At 55.3% G+C, this 19216-nt stretch carries 31 protein-coding genes and 1 pseudogene; 1 reads left to right on the top strand and 31 read right to left on the bottom strand.

Annotation, left to right across the window (positions count from 1 at the left end):
• Positions 1 to 34 precede the first annotated feature (34 nt).
• Positions 35 to 2869 (top strand): excinuclease ABC subunit UvrA, encoded by a 2835-nt coding sequence (gene uvrA / locus M5G26_RS24170; protein ID WP_273916660.1) that lies wholly within the window; start codon positions 35 to 37, stop codon positions 2867 to 2869.
• 65 nt (positions 2870 to 2934) lie between these two features.
• Here uvrA and bfr read toward each other — a convergent pair whose 3' ends face one another.
• From bfr to M5G26_RS24015, 31 genes and pseudogenes are all read right to left on the bottom strand, one after another.
• Positions 2935 to 3402 carry a bacterioferritin gene (gene bfr / locus M5G26_RS24165; protein ID WP_016983567.1) on the bottom strand — a complete coding sequence of 156 codons (468 nt, stop codon included), beginning with the start codon at positions 3400 to 3402 and terminating at the stop codon, positions 2935 to 2937.
• A 149-nt stretch (positions 3403 to 3551) separates the two neighbouring features.
• Positions 3552 to 5006, bottom strand: coding sequence for a catalase (locus tag M5G26_RS24160; protein ID WP_273916659.1), 1455 nt, complete (start codon positions 5004 to 5006; stop codon positions 3552 to 3554).
• Positions 5007 to 5246: 240 nt separating this feature from the next.
• A complete protein-coding gene (rplQ, locus tag M5G26_RS24155; RefSeq protein WP_003176402.1) occupies positions 5247 to 5633 on the bottom strand; it encodes a 50S ribosomal protein L17 in 387 nt (128 codons plus the stop codon).
• A 42-nt stretch (positions 5634 to 5675) separates the two neighbouring features.
• Positions 5676 to 6677, bottom strand: a complete 1002-nt coding sequence (locus M5G26_RS24150; protein ID WP_003186012.1) for a DNA-directed RNA polymerase subunit alpha — start codon at positions 6675 to 6677, stop codon at positions 5676 to 5678.
• A 22-nt stretch (positions 6678 to 6699) separates the two neighbouring features.
• Positions 6700 to 7320 (bottom strand): 30S ribosomal protein S4, encoded by a 621-nt coding sequence (gene rpsD, locus M5G26_RS24145; RefSeq protein ID WP_003176404.1) that lies wholly within the window; start codon positions 7318 to 7320, stop codon positions 6700 to 6702.
• 18 nt (positions 7321 to 7338) lie between these two features.
• Complete coding sequence (gene rpsK / locus M5G26_RS24140; RefSeq protein WP_002555466.1) at positions 7339 to 7728, bottom strand: 30S ribosomal protein S11; 390 nt, start codon at positions 7726 to 7728, stop codon at positions 7339 to 7341.
• Positions 7729 to 7758: 30 nt separating this feature from the next.
• Positions 7759 to 8115, bottom strand: a complete 357-nt coding sequence (gene rpsM / locus M5G26_RS24135) for a 30S ribosomal protein S13 (RefSeq protein ID WP_003186020.1) — start codon at positions 8113 to 8115, stop codon at positions 7759 to 7761.
• Positions 8116 to 8245: 130 nt separating this feature from the next.
• Entirely contained in the window at positions 8246 to 8362 is a 117-nt protein-coding gene (rpmJ, locus tag M5G26_RS24130; protein WP_002555468.1) for a 50S ribosomal protein L36, read from the bottom strand.
• Positions 8363 to 8389: 27 nt separating this feature from the next.
• On the bottom strand, positions 8390 to 9718 hold the full coding sequence (gene secY / locus M5G26_RS24125; RefSeq protein WP_077574735.1) for a preprotein translocase subunit SecY: 1329 nt from the start codon (positions 9716 to 9718) through the stop codon (positions 8390 to 8392).
• Complete coding sequence (gene rplO / locus M5G26_RS24120) at positions 9719 to 10156, bottom strand: 50S ribosomal protein L15 (protein ID WP_003228720.1); 438 nt, start codon at positions 10154 to 10156, stop codon at positions 9719 to 9721. It abuts the gene before it with no gap.
• Positions 10157 to 10159: 3 nt separating this feature from the next.
• Entirely contained in the window at positions 10160 to 10336 is a 177-nt protein-coding gene (rpmD, locus tag M5G26_RS24115; protein WP_003176408.1) for a 50S ribosomal protein L30, read from the bottom strand.
• 2 nt (positions 10337 to 10338) lie between these two features.
• Complete coding sequence (rpsE, locus tag M5G26_RS24110; RefSeq protein ID WP_003186035.1) at positions 10339 to 10839, bottom strand: 30S ribosomal protein S5; 501 nt, start codon at positions 10837 to 10839, stop codon at positions 10339 to 10341.
• A 3-nt stretch (positions 10840 to 10842) separates the two neighbouring features.
• Complete coding sequence (gene rplR, locus M5G26_RS24105; protein WP_003186037.1) at positions 10843 to 11193, bottom strand: 50S ribosomal protein L18; 351 nt, start codon at positions 11191 to 11193, stop codon at positions 10843 to 10845.
• Positions 11194 to 11203: 10 nt separating this feature from the next.
• Positions 11204 to 11737 carry a 50S ribosomal protein L6 gene (gene rplF / locus M5G26_RS24100; protein ID WP_003176412.1) on the bottom strand — a complete coding sequence of 178 codons (534 nt, stop codon included), beginning with the start codon at positions 11735 to 11737 and terminating at the stop codon, positions 11204 to 11206.
• A 12-nt stretch (positions 11738 to 11749) separates the two neighbouring features.
• Positions 11750 to 12142, bottom strand: a complete 393-nt coding sequence (gene rpsH, locus M5G26_RS24095; protein ID WP_007918458.1) for a 30S ribosomal protein S8 — start codon at positions 12140 to 12142, stop codon at positions 11750 to 11752.
• A gap of 209 nt (positions 12143 to 12351) precedes the next feature.
• Positions 12352 to 12657: a 30S ribosomal protein S14 gene (rpsN, locus tag M5G26_RS24090; RefSeq protein ID WP_003228726.1), complete on the bottom strand. Its 306-nt coding sequence runs from the start codon at positions 12655 to 12657 to the stop codon at positions 12352 to 12354.
• Between the two features lie 13 nt (positions 12658 to 12670).
• The gene (rplE, locus tag M5G26_RS24085) at positions 12671 to 13210 is read right to left on the bottom strand and encodes a 50S ribosomal protein L5 (RefSeq protein WP_003176415.1); all 540 of its coding nucleotides are present in this window, start codon (positions 13208 to 13210) and stop codon (positions 12671 to 12673) included.
• A gap of 20 nt (positions 13211 to 13230) precedes the next feature.
• On the bottom strand, positions 13231 to 13545 hold the full coding sequence (gene rplX, locus M5G26_RS24080) for a 50S ribosomal protein L24 (protein ID WP_008081905.1): 315 nt from the start codon (positions 13543 to 13545) through the stop codon (positions 13231 to 13233).
• 11 nt (positions 13546 to 13556) lie between these two features.
• On the bottom strand, positions 13557 to 13925 hold the full coding sequence (gene rplN / locus M5G26_RS24075; protein ID WP_002555479.1) for a 50S ribosomal protein L14: 369 nt from the start codon (positions 13923 to 13925) through the stop codon (positions 13557 to 13559).
• 23 nt (positions 13926 to 13948) lie between these two features.
• The gene (rpsQ, locus tag M5G26_RS24070; protein WP_003194644.1) at positions 13949 to 14215 is read right to left on the bottom strand and encodes a 30S ribosomal protein S17; all 267 of its coding nucleotides are present in this window, start codon (positions 14213 to 14215) and stop codon (positions 13949 to 13951) included.
• Between the two features lie 2 nt (positions 14216 to 14217).
• Positions 14218 to 14409 (bottom strand): 50S ribosomal protein L29, encoded by a 192-nt coding sequence (rpmC, locus tag M5G26_RS24065; RefSeq protein ID WP_002555481.1) that lies wholly within the window; start codon positions 14407 to 14409, stop codon positions 14218 to 14220.
• Positions 14409 to 14822 (bottom strand): 50S ribosomal protein L16, encoded by a 414-nt coding sequence (rplP, locus tag M5G26_RS24060; RefSeq protein ID WP_007896757.1) that lies wholly within the window; start codon positions 14820 to 14822, stop codon positions 14409 to 14411. Before rplP ends, rpmC begins: the two co-directional genes overlap by 1 nt.
• Before the next feature lie 12 nt (positions 14823 to 14834).
• Complete coding sequence (rpsC, locus tag M5G26_RS24055) at positions 14835 to 15521, bottom strand: 30S ribosomal protein S3 (RefSeq protein ID WP_003176422.1); 687 nt, start codon at positions 15519 to 15521, stop codon at positions 14835 to 14837.
• 13 nt (positions 15522 to 15534) lie between these two features.
• On the bottom strand, positions 15535 to 15867 hold the full coding sequence (gene rplV / locus M5G26_RS24050) for a 50S ribosomal protein L22 (protein ID WP_003103908.1): 333 nt from the start codon (positions 15865 to 15867) through the stop codon (positions 15535 to 15537).
• 11 nt (positions 15868 to 15878) lie between these two features.
• The gene (rpsS, locus tag M5G26_RS24045) at positions 15879 to 16154 is read right to left on the bottom strand and encodes a 30S ribosomal protein S19 (RefSeq protein ID WP_011336172.1); all 276 of its coding nucleotides are present in this window, start codon (positions 16152 to 16154) and stop codon (positions 15879 to 15881) included.
• Positions 16155 to 16170: 16 nt separating this feature from the next.
• A complete protein-coding gene (gene rplB / locus M5G26_RS24040; protein ID WP_003228734.1) occupies positions 16171 to 16995 on the bottom strand; it encodes a 50S ribosomal protein L2 in 825 nt (274 codons plus the stop codon).
• A gap of 14 nt (positions 16996 to 17009) precedes the next feature.
• Positions 17010 to 17309, bottom strand: a complete 300-nt coding sequence (gene rplW / locus M5G26_RS24035) for a 50S ribosomal protein L23 (protein WP_002555488.1) — start codon at positions 17307 to 17309, stop codon at positions 17010 to 17012.
• Positions 17306 to 17908 carry a 50S ribosomal protein L4 gene (gene rplD / locus M5G26_RS24030; RefSeq protein ID WP_007918468.1) on the bottom strand — a complete coding sequence of 201 codons (603 nt, stop codon included), beginning with the start codon at positions 17906 to 17908 and terminating at the stop codon, positions 17306 to 17308. The genes rplW and rplD overlap by 4 nt, the downstream gene beginning before the upstream one ends.
• Positions 17909 to 17920: 12 nt before the next feature.
• Entirely contained in the window at positions 17921 to 18556 is a 636-nt protein-coding gene (gene rplC / locus M5G26_RS24025) for a 50S ribosomal protein L3 (RefSeq protein ID WP_003228738.1), read from the bottom strand.
• 80 nt (positions 18557 to 18636) lie between these two features.
• Positions 18637 to 18948, bottom strand: coding sequence for a 30S ribosomal protein S10 (rpsJ, locus tag M5G26_RS24020; RefSeq protein WP_003186070.1), 312 nt, complete (start codon positions 18946 to 18948; stop codon positions 18637 to 18639).
• A gap of 157 nt (positions 18949 to 19105) precedes the next feature.
• A pseudogene (locus M5G26_RS24015) lies at positions 19106 to 19216 on the bottom strand (EF-Tu/IF-2/RF-3 family GTPase); the annotation flags it as partial.

Raw genomic sequence — 19216 nt, 5'->3', positions numbered from 1 at the left:
CCTACGTTTTCGACGCCCGCCGAGCGAGGCCACTTTGGACAAGATCCTGATACGTGGGGCCCGTACCCACAACCTGAAGAACATCGACCTGACCCTGCCACGGGACAAACTGATCGTCATCACCGGCCTGTCCGGATCCGGCAAGTCGTCCCTGGCCTTCGATACGTTGTACGCCGAAGGTCAGCGCCGCTATGTCGAATCGCTGTCGGCCTACGCCCGCCAGTTCCTGTCGATGATGGAAAAACCCGACGTCGACACCATCGAAGGCCTGTCGCCGGCGATCTCCATCGAACAGAAGTCGACCTCGCACAACCCGCGTTCCACGGTCGGCACCATTACCGAAATCTACGATTACCTGCGTTTGCTTTATGCACGCGTCGGTACACCACGCTGCCCGGATCACGATATTCCACTGGAGGCGCAGACCGTCAGCCAGATGGTCGATCTGGTGTTGGCGCAACCGGAAGGCAGCAAACTGATGCTGTTGGCCCCGGTGATTCGCGAGCGTAAAGGTGAACACCTTTCGGTTTTCGAAGAACTGCGCGCTCAAGGTTTTGTTCGCGCCCGGGTCAACGGCCGCATCTGCGAACTCGACGAGCTGCCGAAACTGGATAAACAGAAGAAGCATTCGATTGACGTGATCGTCGACCGCTTCAAGGTGCGCGCCGATTTGCAGCAACGCCTGGCCGAGTCCTTCGAGACTGCGCTGAAACTGGCGGACGGCATTGCACTGGTCGCGCCGATGGACGATGAGCCGGGTGAAGAGATGATCTTCTCCGCGCGCTTTGCCTGCCCGATCTGTGGCCATGCGATCAGCGAGCTGGAGCCCAAGCTGTTTTCCTTCAACAACCCGGCCGGCGCCTGCCCGACTTGCGATGGTCTGGGGGTCAAGCAGTTCTTCGACATCAAGCGACTGGTCAACGGTGAGCTGACGCTGGCCGAAGGCGCGATTCGCGGTTGGGACCGGCGCAACGTCTATTACTTCCAGATGCTCGGTTCATTGGCCTCGCACTACGGCTTCAGCCTGGAAGTGCCATTCAACGAACTGCCTGCCGATCAGCAGAAATCCATCCTGCACGGCAGCGGCTCGCAGAACGTCGACTTCAAATACCTCAACGACCGTGGCGATATCGTCAAACGTTCGCACCCGTTCGAAGGCATCGTGCCGAACCTCGAGCGTCGCTACCGCGAGACCGAGTCGGCAAGCGTGCGCGAAGAGCTGGCCAAGTTCCTCAGCACTCAGTCGTGCCCGGATTGCCGTGGTACCCGTTTGCGTCGTGAAGCGCGACATGTGTGGGTCGGCGAGAAGACTTTGCCAGCGGTGACCAATCTGCCGATCGGCGATGCTTGCGAGTACTTCGGCGAGCTGAAGATGACTGGCCGCCGCGGCGAGATCGCGGACAAGATCCTCAAGGAGATTCGCGAGCGTCTGCAGTTCCTGGTCAACGTCGGGCTTGATTACTTGTCGCTGGATCGTAGCGCTGACACTTTGTCCGGTGGCGAGGCGCAGCGGATTCGTCTGGCCAGCCAGATCGGCGCCGGTCTCGTCGGTGTTCTGTACATCCTCGATGAACCGTCCATCGGCTTGCACCAGCGCGATAACGATCGACTGCTCGGCACGCTCAAGCACCTGCGCGATATCGGCAACACGGTGATCGTGGTCGAGCACGACGAAGACGCGATTCGCCTGGCCGACTACGTGGTGGATATCGGCCCAGGCGCCGGCGTGCATGGCGGGCAAATCGTTGCTGAAGGTACGCCGGCTGAGGTTATGGCGCACCCGGATTCCCTGACCGGTAAATACCTGTCGGGCCGGGTGAAGATTGAAGTGCCGGCCAAACGCACACCGCGCAATAAAAAGCTGACCCTGTCGCTCAAGGGTGCGCGCGGCAACAACTTGCGCAACGTCGACCTGGAAATCCCGATTGGCTTGCTGACGTGCGTCACCGGTGTATCCGGGTCTGGCAAATCCACGCTGATCAACAACACACTGTTCCCGCTGAGCGCCACGGCACTCAATGGCGCGACCACGCTGGAGGCCGCTGCACACGACAGCATCAAAGGTCTGGAGCATCTCGACAAAGTCGTCGATATCGACCAGAGCCCGATCGGTCGTACGCCGCGCTCCAACCCGGCGACGTATACCGGGCTTTTCACGCCTATCCGCGAGTTGTTCGCCGGCGTACCTGAGTCACGTTCCCGTGGTTACGGTCCGGGACGCTTCTCCTTCAACGTCAAGGGCGGTCGCTGCGAAGCTTGTCAGGGCGATGGTCTGATCAAGGTTGAGATGCACTTCCTGCCGGACATCTACGTGCCGTGCGATGTGTGCAAGAGCAAGCGCTACAACCGCGAAACCCTTGAGATCAAATACAAGGGCAAGAGCATCCACGAAACCCTCGAAATGACCATCGAGGAAGCCCGGGTGTTTTTCGACGCGGTGCCGGCGCTGGCGCGCAAGCTGCAAACGTTGATGGATGTCGGTCTGTCGTACATCAAGCTAGGGCAGTCGGCAACGACGCTTTCTGGTGGTGAGGCGCAGCGGGTCAAGCTGTCCCGCGAACTGTCCAAGCGTGACACCGGCAAGACCCTGTACATTCTCGATGAGCCGACCACCGGTTTGCACTTCGCGGATATTCAGCAGTTGCTCGATGTGTTGCATCGACTGCGCGACCACGGCAACACCGTGGTGGTGATCGAGCACAACCTCGACGTGATCAAGACTGCCGACTGGCTGGTCGATCTCGGGCCGGAGGGTGGGTCCAAAGGTGGCCAGATCATTGCCACCGGCACACCTGAAGACGTGGCCGAGATGAAGCAGTCTCACACCGGCCATTACCTCAAGCCGTTGCTGATCCGTGATCGGGCTTAAACGCCAGGCATGAAAAAGCCCCTGTCACTTCAACAGTGACAGGGGCTTTTTTGTATCTATTGCAATCAGGAAGCGTGGGATTGCAGGTAGTTTTCGAGACCGATCAGTTTGATCAGGCCCAACTGCTTTTCCAGCCAGTAGGTGTGATCTTCTTCGGTGTCGTTGAGCTGGACCCGCAGGATCTCGCGACTGACGTAGTCTTTATGCTGCTCGCACAGCTCGATGCCTTTGCACAGTGCAGCGCGAACTTTGTATTCGAGGCGCAGATCCGCTTCGAGCATCTCCGGTACGGTGGTACCGACATCCAGATCATCCGGACGCATGCGCGGCGTGCCTTCGAGCATCAGAATCCGGCGCATCAACGCATCAGCGTGGCCAGCTTCTTCTTCCATCTCGTGGTTGATTCGCTCGTAGAGCTTGGTGAACCCCCAGTCCTCATACATCCGCGAATGAACGAAATATTGATCACGCGCGGCCAGTTCGCCGGTCAGCAACGTGTTGAGGTAATCGATTACGTCTGGGTGGCCTTGCATCGCCCTACATCTCCCTACTTGAAAGTCTGTAGTTTGAACCAACCTGACTGGAAGGTCACCCGTTTCACGCAATAAAAGCGAAGATATTCTGAGAAAAGCAGCCTAAATAACGCAAAAACCGCCCAAATGAGGGCGGTTCTGCTTCTCGTTTAGACTTCGTTAAGCTGTACGTTGAGCAGCTTTGCGATTGCTTCTCCATACGCCGGGTCAGCTTTGTAGAAATGCTGTAGCTGGCGATCGACAACATCACTCGAAACACCCGACATGGCACCGGCGATGTTGCTCACCAGCATGGCTTTCTGCTCGTCGCTCATCAGTCGGAACAGCGCACCGGCGTGGCTGTAGTAATCGGTATCCTCGCGGTGATCGTAACGATCTGCAGCACCGCTCAAGGCCAGCGCTGGTTCAGCGTAGCGCGGAGCTTGTTTCGGGGCTTCGGTGTAGCTGTTCGGTTCGTAGTTAGGCGCCGCACCACCGTTGCTGCCGAACGCCATAGAGCCGTCGCGCTGGTAAGTGTTCACCGGGCTGCGTGGCGCGTTTACTGGCAGTTGCTGGTGATTGGTACCCACGCGGTAGCGGTGAGCATCAGCGTACGCAAATACGCGCCCCTGCAGCATCCGATCCGGCGACAGACCAACACCCGGCACCATGTTGCTCGGGCCGAACGCAGCTTGCTCGACTTCAGCGAAGTAGTTCAGCGGGTTGCGGTTCAGTTCCAGTTCGCCGACTTCGATCAGCGGGAATTCTTTTTGCGACCAGGTCTTGGTGACGTCGAACGGGTTCTCGTAATGCGCTGCGGCCTGGGCCTCAGTCATGATCTGGATGCATACGCGCCATTTCGGGAAGTCACCGCGCTCAATGGCTTCAAACAAGTCACGTTGAGCGTAATCCGGATCAGTGCCGGCCAGACGTGCTGCATCTGCGGGGGCGAGATTCTTGATGCCCTGTTTGGTTTTGTAGTGCCATTTCACCCAGTGACGCTCGCCGTTAGCGCTGATCAGGCTATAGGTGTGGCTGCCAAAGCCGTGCATGTGACGGTAGCCGTCCGGTATGCCTCGATCGGAGAACAGAATGGTGACCTGGTGCAGCGCTTCAGGCGAATGCGACCAGAAGTCCCACATCATCTGCGCGCTTTTCAGGTTGCTTTGCGGCAGACGTTTTTGTGTATGAATGAAATCAGGGAATTTCAGAGGATCGCGAATGAAGAACACTGGCGTGTTGTTGCCAACAATGTCCCAGTTACCCTCTTCGGTGTAGAACTTAAGAGCAAAGCCGCGTGGATCGCGCTCGGTGTCAGCCGAACCACGTTCACCACCGACAGTGGAGAAACGCAGGAACGTCGGGGTTTGCTTGCCAACAGATTCGAACAGCTTGGCGCTGGTGTACTCGGTTATGTCACGAGTGACAGTGAACGTGCCGTAAGCGCCCGAACCTTTGGCATGTACGCGGCGCTCAGGGATGTTTTCACGGTTGAAGTGCGCAAGCTTCTCGATCAGGTGAAAATCGTCGAGCAGCAACGGGCCACGCGGGCCGGCGGAGCGAGAATTCTGGTTATCAGCGACAGGTGTGCCACTGGCGGTCGTAAGCGTTTTGATCTGGCTCATACGGTCTTCTTCCTCTGTCAGTCTTGAAACTGCCGGCTAATCGGCTTGCTGGGAAGTATCGATCATCCATGTGACACCTACAAATTCATTAACTTGCAGACATCGATAGATAATTACTAATTATGTTTCCCAGCACATAGTGCCAACAGAAAGGTGTCAGACGCTTGTACGAACAGCGCATTTTCTTGCAGACACAAAAAACCGGGCACTAGGCCCGGTTCTTTGTTTCAGACTGACGTCTTACTCGGCGGATACAGCTTCGCCGGCAGTAGCACGATCAACCAACTCGACGTACGCCATAGGCGCGTTGTCGCCAGCGCGGAAACCGCACTTGAGGATGCGCAGGTAGCCACCCTCACGGGTAGCGTAACGCTTGCCCAGGTCGTTGAAGAGCTTACCAACGATAGCTTTCGAACGAGTACGGTCGAAAGCCAGACGGCGGTTAGCCAGGCTGTCTGTCTTGGCCAGAGTGATCAGCGGCTCAGCAACGCGACGCAGTTCTTTGGCTTTTGGCAGAGTAGTTTTGATCAGCTCGTGCTCGAACAGCGACACCGCCATGTTTTGGAACATGGCCTTGCGGTGCGAGCTGGTGCGGCTCAGGTGACGACCACTTTTACGATGACGCATGGTTCATTCCTTACCAAACACTACGTTCGGTGATTACGACGATCAGGCAGTCGCCTTGTCGTCCTTCTTAAGACTTGCAGGCGGCCAGTTGTCGAGGCGCATGCCGAGGGACAGACCGCGGGAGGCCAGAACGTCCTTGATTTCTGTCAAGGATTTCTTGCCAAGGTTCGGAGTCTTCAACAGCTCTACTTCGGTACGCTGAATCAGGTCGCCGATGTAGTAGATGTTTTCCGCCTTAAGGCAGTTAGCCGAACGTACAGTCAGTTCCAGATCGTCAACCGGGCGAAGCAGGATCGGATCGATCTCGTCTTCCTGCTCGACAACCACTGGCTCACTGTCACCTTTGAGATCGACGAACGCAGCCAACTGCTGTTGCAGGATGGTTGCAGCGCGGCGGATAGCCTCTTCAGGATCCAGAGTACCGTTGGTTTCCAGATCAATAACCAGCTTGTCCAGGTTGGTACGCTGTTCGACACGGGCGTTTTCCACCACGTATGCAATACGGCGAACCGGGCTGAACGAAGAGTCAAGCTGCAAGCGACCAATGCTGCGGCTTTCGTCTTCATCGCTCTGACGCGAGTCGGCTGGTTCATAACCACGACCACGAGCTACGGTGAGCTTCATGTTCAGGGCGCCGTTAGACGCCAGGTTAGCGATTACGTGATCGGGATTAACGATCTCGACATCATGATCCAGCTGAATATCGGCAGCGGTAACCACCCCCGAACCCTTCTTCGACAAGGTCAGCGTAACTTCGTCACGACCGTGCAGCTTGATGGCCAGACCTTTAAGGTTCAACAGGATTTCAATTACGTCTTCCTGTACACCTTCGATGGCGCTGTACTCGTGGAGCACACCGTCAATCTCGGCCTCGACTACTGCGCAGCCGGGCATTGAGGACAACAGGATGCGTCGCAGCGCGTTGCCCAGGGTGTGGCCAAAACCACGCTCGAGAGGCTCGAGAGTGATCTTGGCGCGGGTTGGACTGACAACCTGCACATCAATGTGGCGGGGTGTCAGGAACTCATTTACCGAAATCTGCATGGATGCACCTATTTTCTAGCCCTTACTTGGAGTAGAGCTCGACAATCAGGCTTTCGTTGATGTCGGCGGACAGATCACTGCGAGCAGGAACGTTCTTGAAAACGCCCGACTTCTTCTCAGTGTCTACTTCTACCCATTCTACGCGGCCACGTTGGGCACACAGATCGAGAGCTTGGACAATGCGAAGTTGGTTTTTTGCTTTCTCGCGAACTGCAACCACGTCACCAGCACGAACCTGATACGACGGAACGTTTACGGTCTGACCGTTAACGCTGATCGACTTGTGCGATACCAGCTGACGGGATTCGGCACGAGTCGAACCAAAGCCCATACGGTATACAACGTTGTCCAGACGGCATTCGAGCAGTTGCAGCAGGTTTTCACCGGTTGCACCTTTCTTGCCAGCAGCTTCTTTGTAGTAGCCGCTGAACTGACGCTCGAGAACGCCGTAGATACGACGGACCTTCTGCTTTTCACGCAGTTGGGTGCCGTAATCGGACTGGCGACCGCGGCGTTGGCCGTGGATACCAGGTGCTGCTTCAATGTTGCACTTCGATTCGATCGCGCGCACGCCGCTCTTCAGAAAGAGATCGGTGCCTTCGCGACGAGCGAGTTTGCATTTTGGACCAATGTAACGAGCCATTCTTTACAATCTCCTGGATTACACGCGGCGCTTCTTCGGCGGACGGCACCCGTTGTGCGGGATTGGCGTCACGTCGGTGATGCTGGCGATCTTGTAGCCACAGCCGTTCAAAGCGCGGACTGCGGATTCACGACCTGGACCTGGACCCTTGACGTTAACGTCGAGGTTTTTCAGGCCGTATTCCAGCGCAGCTTGACCAGCACGTTCAGCAGCTACTTGAGCAGCAAACGGCGTGGACTTGCGGGAACCGCGGAAACCCGAACCACCAGAGGTAGCCCAGGAAAGAGCGTTACCTTGACGGTCGGTAATGGTCACGATGGTGTTGTTAAAAGATGCATGGATGTGGGCGATGCCATCAACCACTGTCTTTTTAACTTTTTTACGAGGACGAGCAGCAGGTTTTGCCATGATTAAATTCCTGTCGATTCGCTGGGGCGATTACTTGCGGATCGGCTTACGCGGACCTTTACGGGTACGCGCGTTGGTCTTGGTACGCTGACCGCGTACTGGCAGACCACGACGATGACGCAGACCGCGATAGCAACCGAGGTCCATCAAGCGCTTGATTTTCATGTTGATTTCGCGACGCAGGTCACCTTCAGTGGTGAACTTCGCCACTTCGCCACGCAGCTGTTCAATTTGCTCGTCGCTCAGATCTTTGATCTTTGCTGCTGGGTTTACCCCAGTCACTGCACAGATCTTCTGCGCAGTAGTGCGACCAACACCATAGATGTAGGTCAGCGAGATAACAGTATGCTTGTTATCTGGAATGTTAACGCCTGCAATACGGGCCATTCAGTGGGACTCCAATTGACAGCTACCTACGCCCCGGAAGCCAAGAAATAGGGCGCGAGATAATATCGCTGTAATAACAAATAATCAACCCGGTAGCGCACTAGCTACCGGGCTTGAAGCACAATCACACTCAGCCTTGGCGCTGTTTGTGACGCGGTTCCGCGCTGCAAATTACTCGAACAACACCTTCGCGGCGAATAATCTTGCAGTTACGGCACAGCTTTTTCACCGATGCACGAACTTTCATCACCAACTCCTCGAACCTTATGGGTACTCAGCGCAACATGCCGCTGCCGTAACCCTTCAGGTTGGCTTTCTTCATCAGGGATTCGTACTGGTGCGAAACGAGGTGCGATTGTACTTGGGACATGAAGTCCATCACAACCACGACCACGATCAGCAACGAGGTCCCGCCAAGGTAGAACGGAACGTTTGCTGCAACCACCAAGAACTGGGGCAACAGGCACACGGCCGTCATGTAAAGAGCACCGAACATGGTCAAGCGAGTCAGAACGCCATCAATATAGCGCGCGGACTGCTCACCTGGACGGATGCCCGGAATAAAGGCACCGGACTTCTTCAGGTTTTCCGCTACGTCTTTCGGATTGAACATCAACGCCGTATAGAAGAAGCAGAAGAAAATAATCCCTGCACTAAACAGCAGAATATTCAACGGCTGACCAGGAGCGATCGACTGCGAGATGTCCTGCAACCAGCCCATACCTTCAGACTGACCGAACCAGGCACCCAACGAAGCCGGGAACAGCAAAATGCTGCTCGCGAAAATAGCCGGAATAACACCGGCCATGTTCACCTTAAGCGGCAAGTGGCTTGTCTGCGCAGCAAAAACCTTGCGGCCCTGCTGACGCTTGGCGTAGTGAACAGCAATACGACGCTGACCACGCTCAATGAACACCACGAAACCGATAATCGCTACTGCCAGCAAACCGATGGCAACCAAGGCGAAGATGTTGATATCACCCTGACGCGCAGACTCGAAAGACTGCCCGATTGCTCTCGGAAGACCGGCGACGATACCCGAAAAAATCAACATCGAGATACCGTTACCTACACCACGCTCAGTAATCTGCTCACCCAGCCACATCATGAACATCGCACCAGCCACAAAAGTGGATACCGCGACGAAATGGAAGCCAAAGTCACCAGTGAACGCAACACCCTGCCCCGCCAGACCAATGGACATGCCAATAGCCTGAACGAGAGCGAGGATGACGGTGCCGTAGCGGGTGTACTGGCTGATCTTGCGACGGCCAGCTTCACCTTCCTTCTTCAACTGCTCCAGCTGCGGGCTGACGGCTGTCATCAGTTGCATGATGATCGATGCCGAAATGTACGGCATGATCCCCAGTGCAAAGATGCTCATCCGTTCCAGCGCGCCGCCGGAGAACATGTTGAACAAGCTAAGAATGGTCCCCTCATTCTGTCGAAACAGGTCTGCGAGTCGGTCCGGGTTAATACCTGGAACCGGGATGTGTGCGCCTATTCGGTAGACGATAATCGCCAGGAACAGAAAACGCAGACGAGCCCAGAGTTCAGACATACCGCCTTTGCCGAGCGCAGAGAGAGCACCTTGCTTAGCCATTTATTCCTCGAACTTGCCGCCAGCTGCTTCGATAGCCGCACGCGCACCTTTGGTGGCGCCGATTCCCTTGCCGATAGTGACAGCGCGAGTCACTTCACCGGACAGCATGATTTTCACACGCTGTACGTTGACGTTGATCACGTTGGCATCTTTCAGGGACTGCACGGTGACGATGTCGCCTTCCACTTTAGCCAGCTCGGACAGACGCACTTCTGCGCGGTCCATGGCTTTCAGGGAAACGAAACCGAACTTCGGCAGGCGACGATGCAGCGGCTGTTGACCGCCTTCAAAGCCTGGAGCAATGGTGCCACCGGAGCGGGAGGTCTGACCTTTGTGACCACGGCCACCAGTCTTACCCAAACCGCTACCGATACCACGGCCCGGACGATGCTTTTCGCGACGGGAACCCGGCGCTGGACTCAGATCATTGAGTTTCATCGATTAACCCTCGACACGCAGCATGTAGTAAGCCTTGTTGATCATCCCGCGATTCTCGGGAGTATCCTGGACTTCTACAGTGTGACCGATGCGACGCAGACCCAGACCCTTAACGCACAGTTTGTGGTTAGGGATGCGGCCGGTCATGCTTTTGATCAGCGTTACTTTAACGGTAGCCATGATCAGAAGATCTCCTTGACGCTTTTGCCACGCTTGGCGGCAATGGATTCAGGAGACTGCATAGCTTTCAAACCTTTGAAAGTGGCGTGAACCACGTTTACCGGGTTAGTCGAGCCGTAGCACTTGGCCAGAACGTTCTGAACGCCAGCAACTTCGAGGACAGCACGCATAGCGCCGCCAGCGATGATACCGGTACCTTCAGAAGCAGGCTGCATGTACACCTTCGAAGCGCCGTGAGCGGACTTCATTGCGTACTGCAGAGTGGTGCCGTTCAGATCAACTTGGATCATGTTGCGGCGAGCAGCTTCCATTGCCTTCTGGATCGCAGCAGGCACTTCACGCGACTTGCCACGGCCGAAGCCAACACGCCCTTTACCATCACCAACCACGGTCAACGCGGTGAAAGTGAAGATACGGCCGCCTTTAACGGTTTTGGCTACGCGGTTAACTTGAACCAGCTTCTCAATGTAGCCTTCGTCGCGCTTTTGGTCGTTATTTGACATAACTTAGAACTCCAGCCCAGCTTCACGAGCAGCATCAGCCAGCGCTTTCACGCGACCGTGGTACTTGAAGCCAGAGCGGTCGAAAGCCACTTGCGAGACGCCAGCGGCCTTAGCACGCGTAGCGACCAGCTGGCCAACCTTTGTGGCCGCGTCGATGTTGCCAGTGGCGCCATCACGCAGTTCTTTATCCAAAGTCGAGGCGCTTGCCAAGACTTTGTTGCCGTCGGCCGAGATGACCTGGGCGTAGATGTGCTGCGACGAGCGGAACACGCAGAGACGCACGACTTCGAGTTCGTGCATTTTCAGGCGTGCTTTGCGAGCGCGACGCAGTCGAGTAACTTTTTTGTCGGTCATTTGCTATGCCCTACTTCTTCTTGGCTTCTTTACGACGGACGACTTCGTCCGCGTAGCGCACACCTTTGCCTTTGTACGGCTCTGGTGGACGGAAGTCGCGGATCTCAGCGGCCACTTGACCTACCAGCTGCTTATCGATGCCCTTGATCAGGATATCGGTCTGGCTAGGAGTCTCAGCGGTGATGCCTTCCGGCAGTTCGTAATCCACTGGGTGCGAGAAGCCAAGGGCCAGGTTCAGAACCGTGCCTTTTGCTTGCGCCTTGTAACCAACACCGACCAGCTGGAGCTTGCGCTCGAAGCCTTGGCTTACGCCTTGGACCATGTTGTTTACCAACGCACGCGTGGTACCGGCCATTGCGCGAGTTTGTTGATCGCCATTGCGAGCAGCGAAACGCAGCTCACCAGCTTCTTCAACGATCTCAACGGACGAATGGATGTTCAGTTCAAGAGTACCCTTGGCACCCTTCACCGAAAGCTGTTGGCCTGCGAATTTTACTTCGACACCGGCTGGCAGCTTAACGGGGTTCTTAGCGACGCGAGACATGCTTATCCCCCCTTAGAACACAGTGCAAAGAACTTCGCCGCCGACACCGGCAGCGCGCGCAGCACGATCCGTCATCACACCTTTGTTGGTGGAGACGATAGACACGCCAAGACCGCCACGAACTTTCGGCAGATCTTCAACGGACTTGTACTGACGCAGGCCTGGACGACTAACGCGCTTCACTTCTTCGATAACCGGACGGCCTTCGAAGTACTTCAGCTCGATGGACAACGACGGCTTAGCGTCGGTGGTGATCTGAAAATCCGCGATGTAACCTTCGTCCTTCAGGACTTTTGCTACAGCCACCTTCAGCGTGGAAGACGGCATGCTTACGACAGACTTTTCAGCCATCTGGGCATTACGGATTCGAGTTAGCATGTCCGCTAACGGGTCCTGCATACTCATGGGCTAGACGCTCCTAATACAGAAAAATTAGCCTTGCGGCTACTACTTGTCGCCGAGAACTTCCGGGCATGAAAAACACGGGCTCAGGCGAGCCGGTCATTCTAGACACACCCCAGAAATGAATCAAGCCCCAAAAGGGGCTTGATTCAGATTCAAGGCCACCGATGGTCAGGTTCTTGCGAACCTGAACATCGAGACTTTGACAGCAATTACCAGCTGGCTTTAACCAGACCTGGTACGTCACCACGCATTGCAGCTTCACGCAGCTTGTTACGGCCAAGGCCGAACTTGCGGTAAACGCCGTGCGGACGACCAGTCAGGCGGCAACGGTTACGCATGCGCGAAGCGCTTGCGTCACGTGGTTGCTTCTGCAGAGCTACGGTAGCTTCCCAACGTGCTTCTGGACTTGCGTTCAGATCAACGATGATAGCTTTCAGCGCTGCACGCTTGGTGGCGTACTTGGCAACGGTGAGCTGACGCTTCAGCTCACGGTTTTTCATGCTCTTCTTGGCCATTTTCCTACTCCAATCAGTTGCGGAACGGGAATTTGAAAGCACGCAGCAGAGCGCGGCCTTCATCATCGTTCTTGGCAGTGGTGGTCAGGGTAATGTCCAGACCGCGGAGAGCATCGATCTTGTCGTAGTCGATTTCCGGGAAAATGATCTGCTCTTTCACGCCCATGCTGTAGTTGCCACGACCATCGAAGGACTTGGCATTCAGGCCGCGGAAGTCGCGAACCCGAGGCAGGGAGATCGACAGCAGACGATCCAGGAACTCGTACATACGCTCACGGCGCAGAGTCACCTTGACGCCGATCGGCCATCCTTCACGGACTTTAAAGCCAGCGATGGATTTACGAGCGTAGGTCACAACGACTTTTTGGCCGGTGATCTTTTCCAGGTCAGCAACAGCATGCTCGATGACTTTCTTGTCACCAACAGCTTCGCCCAGACCCATGTTCAGGGTGATTTTTGTAACGCGTGGAACTTCCATCACGTTCGAAAGCTTAAGTTCTTCCTTAAGCTTCGGTGCGATTTCCTTCCAGTAAATCTCTTTTAGTCGTGCCATGGTCTTCTACCTAGCAGTGTTCAAGCATCAACCGCTTTTTGGGTCGACTTGAAGACACGAATTTTCTTGCCGTCTTCTACTTTGAAACCAACGCGGTCAGCCTTGTTGGTTTCGCCGTTGAAAATGGCGACGTTAGAAGCGTCCAGTGGAGCTTCTTTTTCGACGATACCGCCTTGCACGCCCGACATCGGGTTAGGCTTGGTATGACGCTTTACCAGGTTCAGACCGCTGATAACCAGACGGTTATTAGCAAGAACCTTGAGCACCTTACCGCGCTTACCTTTGTCTTTGCCGGCGATCACGATGATCTCGTCGTCACGACGAATCTTTTGCATGTCGGATCTCCTTACAGCACTTCTGGGGCGAGCGAGACGATCTTCATGAACTTCTCAGTACGAAGTTCACGGGTCACTGGCCCAAAGATACGGGTGCCGATCGGCTCTTGCTTGTTGTTCAGAAGAACAGCAGCGTTGCCATCAAAGCGGATAATGGAGCCATCAGCACGACGTACGCCGTGACGAGTGCGGACTACAACAGCAGTCATCACTTGGCCTTTTTTCACTTTACCGCGAGGAATTGCTTCCTTCACGGTAACTTTGATGATGTCACCGATACCAGCGTAACGACGATGGGAGCCACCCAGCACCTTGATGCACATAACACGGCGAGCGCCGCTGTTATCGGCCACATCGAGCATGGATTGAGTCTGAATCATATAATTTCTCCGACCCCTAGTCCTTAGACTTCCACAGCGCGTTCGAGAACATCAACCAGCGCCCAAGACTTGGTCTTGGCCATAGGACGAGTTTCACGAATAGTGACTTTGTCGCCGATGTGGCACTGGTTGGTTTCGTCGTGCGCGTGCAGCTTAGTCGAACGCTTAACGTATTTACCGTAGATCGGGTGCTTTACGCGACGCTCGATCAGTACGGTGATGGTTTTGTCCATCTTGTCGCTGACAACACGGCCAGTCAGCGTACGGACAGTTTTTTCGGCTTCAGCCATGATCACTTACCTGCCTGCTGGTTGAGCACAGTCTTCACGCGAGCGATGTCACGTTTAACTTGCGAGAGCAGATGAGACTGCCCCAACTGGCCAGTTGCTTTCTGCATACGCAGATTGAACTGGTCGCGCAGCAAGCCGAGCAGTTGCTCGTTCAGCTGCTGTGCGGATTTTTCACGAAGTTCATTCGCTTTCATCACATCACCGTCCGTTTAACAAAGGCGGTGGCGAGCGGCAGCTTTGCAGCAGCCAGGGCAAAAGCCTCACGCGCCAGCTCTTCAGAAACACCCTCGATTTCATACAGGACTTTGCCTGGCTGAATCTGGGCAACCCAGTACTCCACACTACCCTTACCTTTACCCATACGAACTTCGAGGGGCTTTTTGGAAATAGGCTTGTCCGGGAATACACGGATCCAGATCTTGCCGCCACGTTTAACGTGACGGGTCAGAGCACGACGCGCTGACTCGATCTGACGAGCGGTGAGACGACCACGAGCTACAGACTTCAGCGCGAACTCGCCGAAGCTGACTTTGCTACCGCGCTGAGCCAGACCACGGTTGTGGCCTGTCATCTGCTTGCGGAACTTCGTACGCTTAGGTTGCAACATTTGGCGTACCCCTTACTTAGCAGCTTTTTTACGAGGCGCTGGTGCTTGTGGTTTCAGCTCTTCTTGGCGACCACCAATTACTTCGCCTTTGAAGATCCAAACCTTTACACCGATCACACCGTAAGTGGTGTGAGCTTCGTAGTTGGCATAGTCGATGTCGGCACGCAGGGTGTGCAATGGCACACGACCTTCGCGATACCATTCAGTACGTGCGATTTCAGCACCGCCGAGACGACCGCTCACTTGGATTTTGATGCCCTTGGCACCAATGCGCATGGCGTTCTGTACTGCGCGCTTCATAGCGCGACGGAACATTACACGACGCTCCAGCTGCTGAGCTACGCTCTGCGCAACCAGCATACCGTCGAGCTCCGGCTTGCGGATCTCTTCGATATTGATGTGCACAGGCACACCCATTTGCTTGGTCAGGTCCTGACGCAGTTTCTCAACATCTTCACCTTTCTTCCCGATAACGATACCTGGACGAGCGGTGTGGATGGTGATACGTGCAGTTTGGGCCGGACGATGGATATCGATACGGCTTACGGACGCGCTTTTTAGTTTGTCTTGGAGATACTCACGCACTTTCAGATCTGCGAACAAGTAGTCCGCATAAGTCCGACCGTCTGCGTACCAGACGGAGGTGTGCTCCTTGACGATTCCCAGGCGAATGCCAATGGGATGTACTTTCTGACCCATCTCTTCGACTCCGTTACTTGTCAGCAACCTTGACAGTGATATGGCAAGACCGCTTGACGATGCGATCAGCACGGCCTTTGGCACGTGGCATGATGCGCTTCAGCGAACGCCCTTCGTTGACGAAAACGGTGCTGACCTTCAGGTCATCAACGTCTGCGCCTTCGTTATGCTCGGCGTTGGCTACGGCCGACTCCAGCACTTTCTTCATGATCTCGGCGGCTTTCTTACTGCTGAAAGCCAACAAGTTGAGCGCTTCGCCCACCTTCTTCCCGCGGATCTGGTCGGCGACCAAGCGGGCTTTCTGGGCGGAGATTCGAGCGCCCGACAACTTAGCGGCTACTTCCATTTCCTAACCCCTTAACGCTTGGCTTTCTTGTCAGCCACGTGCCCGCGATAGTTGCGGGTACCGGCGAACTCGCCCAGTTTGTGGCCGACCATGTCTTCGTTAACGAGAACTGGGACGTGCTGACGACCGTTGTGTACTGCGATGGTCAGACCGACCATTTGTGGCAGGATCATCGAACGACGCGACCAAGTCTTAATTGGTTTGCGATCGTTCTTTTCCGCCGCCACTTCGATCTTCTTCAGTAGGTGAAGATCAATAAAAGGACCTTTTTTCAGAGAACGTGGCACTGTCGTATCCCTCTATTTACTTGCGACGACGGACGATCATTTTGTCGGTACGCTTATTACCACGAGTCTTCGCGCCCTTAGTCGGGAAGCCCCATGGCGATACCGGATGACGACCACCAGAGGTACGACCTTCACCACCACCATGTGGGTGGTCAACCGGGTTCATGGCAACACCACGAACGGTTGGGCGAACGCCACGCCAGCGCTTGGCACCAGCTTTACCCAGCGAACGCAGGCTGTGCTCGGAGTTCGAGACTTCGCCCAGGGTCGCACGGCATTCAGCCAGTACTTTACGCATTTCACCGGAACGCAGACGCAGGGTAACGTAAACGCCTTCACGAGCGATCAGCTGAGCCGAAGCACCAGCGGAACGAGCGATCTGTGCGCCTTTACCTGGCTTCAGTTCGATGCCGTGTACGGTAGAACCCACTGGAATGTTGCGCAGTTGCAGAGCGTTGCCTGGCTTGATTGGAGCCAGAGCGCCTGCGATCAGCTGGTCGCCAGCACTCACGCCTTTAGGGGCGATGATGTAGCGGCGCTCGCCGTCTGCGTAGCAGAGCAGTGCGATGTGAGCAGTACGGTTTGGATCGTATTCGATACGCTCGACAGTGGCGACGATGCCATCTTTGTCGTTGCGACGGAAATCGACCATACGATAATGCTGCTTATGACCACCACCGATGTGACGCGTGGTAATACGGCCATTGTTGTTACGACCACCAGTCTTCGATTTTTTCTCGAGCAGCGGTGCGTGAGGAGCGCCTTTATGCAGCTCCTGGTTGACCACCTTGACCACAAAACGGCGGCCAGGGGAAGTCGGTTTGCATTTAACGATTGCCATGATGCACCCCTTCCTTACTCAGCACTGCTGCTGAAATCGAGATCTTGGCCTGGCTGAAGGGAGATAACTGCCTTCTTCCAGTCATTACGCTTGCCCAGACCGCGAGCAGTGCGCTTGCTCTTACCCAGAACATTCAGGGTAGTGACGCGCTCTACTTTCACGCTGAACAGGCTTTCGACGGCCTTCTTGATTTCCAGCTTGGTTGCGTCAGTAGCAACCTTGAAAACGAACTGGCCTTTCTTGTCTGCCAGAACCGTAGCCTTCTCGGAAACGTGCGGGCCAAGCAGAACTTTAAATACGCGTTCCTGGTTCATCCCAGCAGCTCCTCGAATTTCTTCACGGCCGACACGGTGATCAACACCTTGTCGTATGCGATCAGACTAACTGGATCGGAACCTTGAACGTCACGTACATCTACGTGCGGCAGGTTGCGAGCAGCCAGGTACAGGTTCTGATCAACAGCGTCCGACACGATCAAAACGTCGGTCAGGCTCATGTTGTTCAGCTTGCCCAGCAGATCTTTGGTTTTCGGAGTTTCAACAGCGAAATCCTGAACCACGACCAGACGATCAGTACGCACCAGCTCAGCAAGGATGGAACGCATTGCTGCGCGGTACATCTTCTTGTTCAGCTTCTGGGAGTGATCCTGTGGACGTGCTGCAAAAGTGGTACCGCCGCCACGCCAGATTGGGCTACGGATAGTACCGGCACGAGCACGGCCAGTACCTTTCTGACGCCATGGGCGCTTACCGCCACCACGAACGTCGGAACGGGTCTTTTGCTGCTTGGTACCTTGACGGCCGCCGGCCATGTAGGCCACGACTGCTTGGTGAACCAGCGTCTCGTTGAATTCGCCGCCAAATGTCAGTTCGGAAACTTCGATCGCTTGAGCGTCATTTACATTTAATTGCATGTCAGCTTCCCCTTAACCGCGAGCCTTGGCTGCTGGACGTACAACCAGGTTGCCGCCAGTAGCGCCAGGAACAGCACCCTTGACCAACAACAGATTGCGTTCAGCGTCCACGCGCACTACTTCCAGGGACTGCACGGTCACGCGCTCAGCGCCCATATGACCGGACATTTTTTTGCCCTTGAATACACGACCAGGAGTCTGGCACTGGCCGATAGAGCCTGGGACGCGGTGGGATACGGAGTTACCGTGGGTGTTATCTTGCCCGCGGAAATTCCAACGCTTGATCGTACCCTGGAAGCCTTTACCCTTGGACTGACCGGTTACATCAACCAGTTGACCAGCGGCGAAGATTTCAGCGTTGATCAGATCGCCAGCCTGGTACTCGCCTTCTTCAAGACGGAATTCCATGGTAGTGCGACCAGCGGCAACGTTCGCTTTAGCGAAGTGGCCAGCCTGAGCTGCTGTTACACGCGAAGCACGACGCTCGCCGACAGTGACTTGCACTGCACGATAGCCATCGGTCTCTTCAGTTTTGAACTGGGTGACGCGATTCGGCTCGATCTCAATGACCGTGACCGGAATGGAGACACCTTCTTCGGTGAAAATACGGGTCATACCGCATTTACGACCGACTACACCAATAGTCATGTTGTAAACCTCATGAGTGTACGGGGCTTTCACCCGCTATGGCCGCCCATTTCAGAGCGTTACACGACTAAGACCGAGTCTTAGCCGAGGCTGATCTGCACTTCCACACCGGCCGCAAGATCAAGCTTCATAAGAGCATCAACGGTTTTATCCGTTGGCTGGACGATGTCCAGAACGCGCTTATGAGTGCGGATTTCGTACTGGTCGCGCGCGTCTTTGTTGACGTGCGGAGAAACCAGAACGGTGAACCGCTCTTTACGGGTAGGCAGTGGAATTGGACCACGCACTTGAGCACCAGTACGTTTCGCGGTTTCCACGATTTCCTGGGTTGATTGGTCGATCAGGCGATGGTCGAAAGCCTTCAACCTGATACGGATTTGCTGATTTTGCATTGGATTTCAGACTCCGGCTGCTATTCCCACCGAGCGCAATACGCCCGTTAAAAGGAGGCGCAATTCTATAGACGCCCCAGATGGGTGTCAACCCAATAAAAAAGCCCCCGCTGAGCGGGGGCTTTTTCAAAGCATCAAGCAAACTCTAAAAAGAGAATTACTCGATGATTTTAGCTACGACGCCAGCGCCGACGGTACGACCGCCTTCACGGATAGCGAAACGCAGACCGTCTTCCATCGCGATGGTCTTGATCAGGGTAACAGTCAT

The sequence above is a fragment of the Pseudomonas sp. TNT2022 ID642 genome, from assembly GCF_028656995.1.
Taxonomy (GTDB): domain Bacteria; phylum Pseudomonadota; class Gammaproteobacteria; order Pseudomonadales; family Pseudomonadaceae; genus Aquipseudomonas.
Note: the sequence above shows the minus strand (reverse complement) of the source record. Positions and strands in the feature narration are given on the sequence as shown.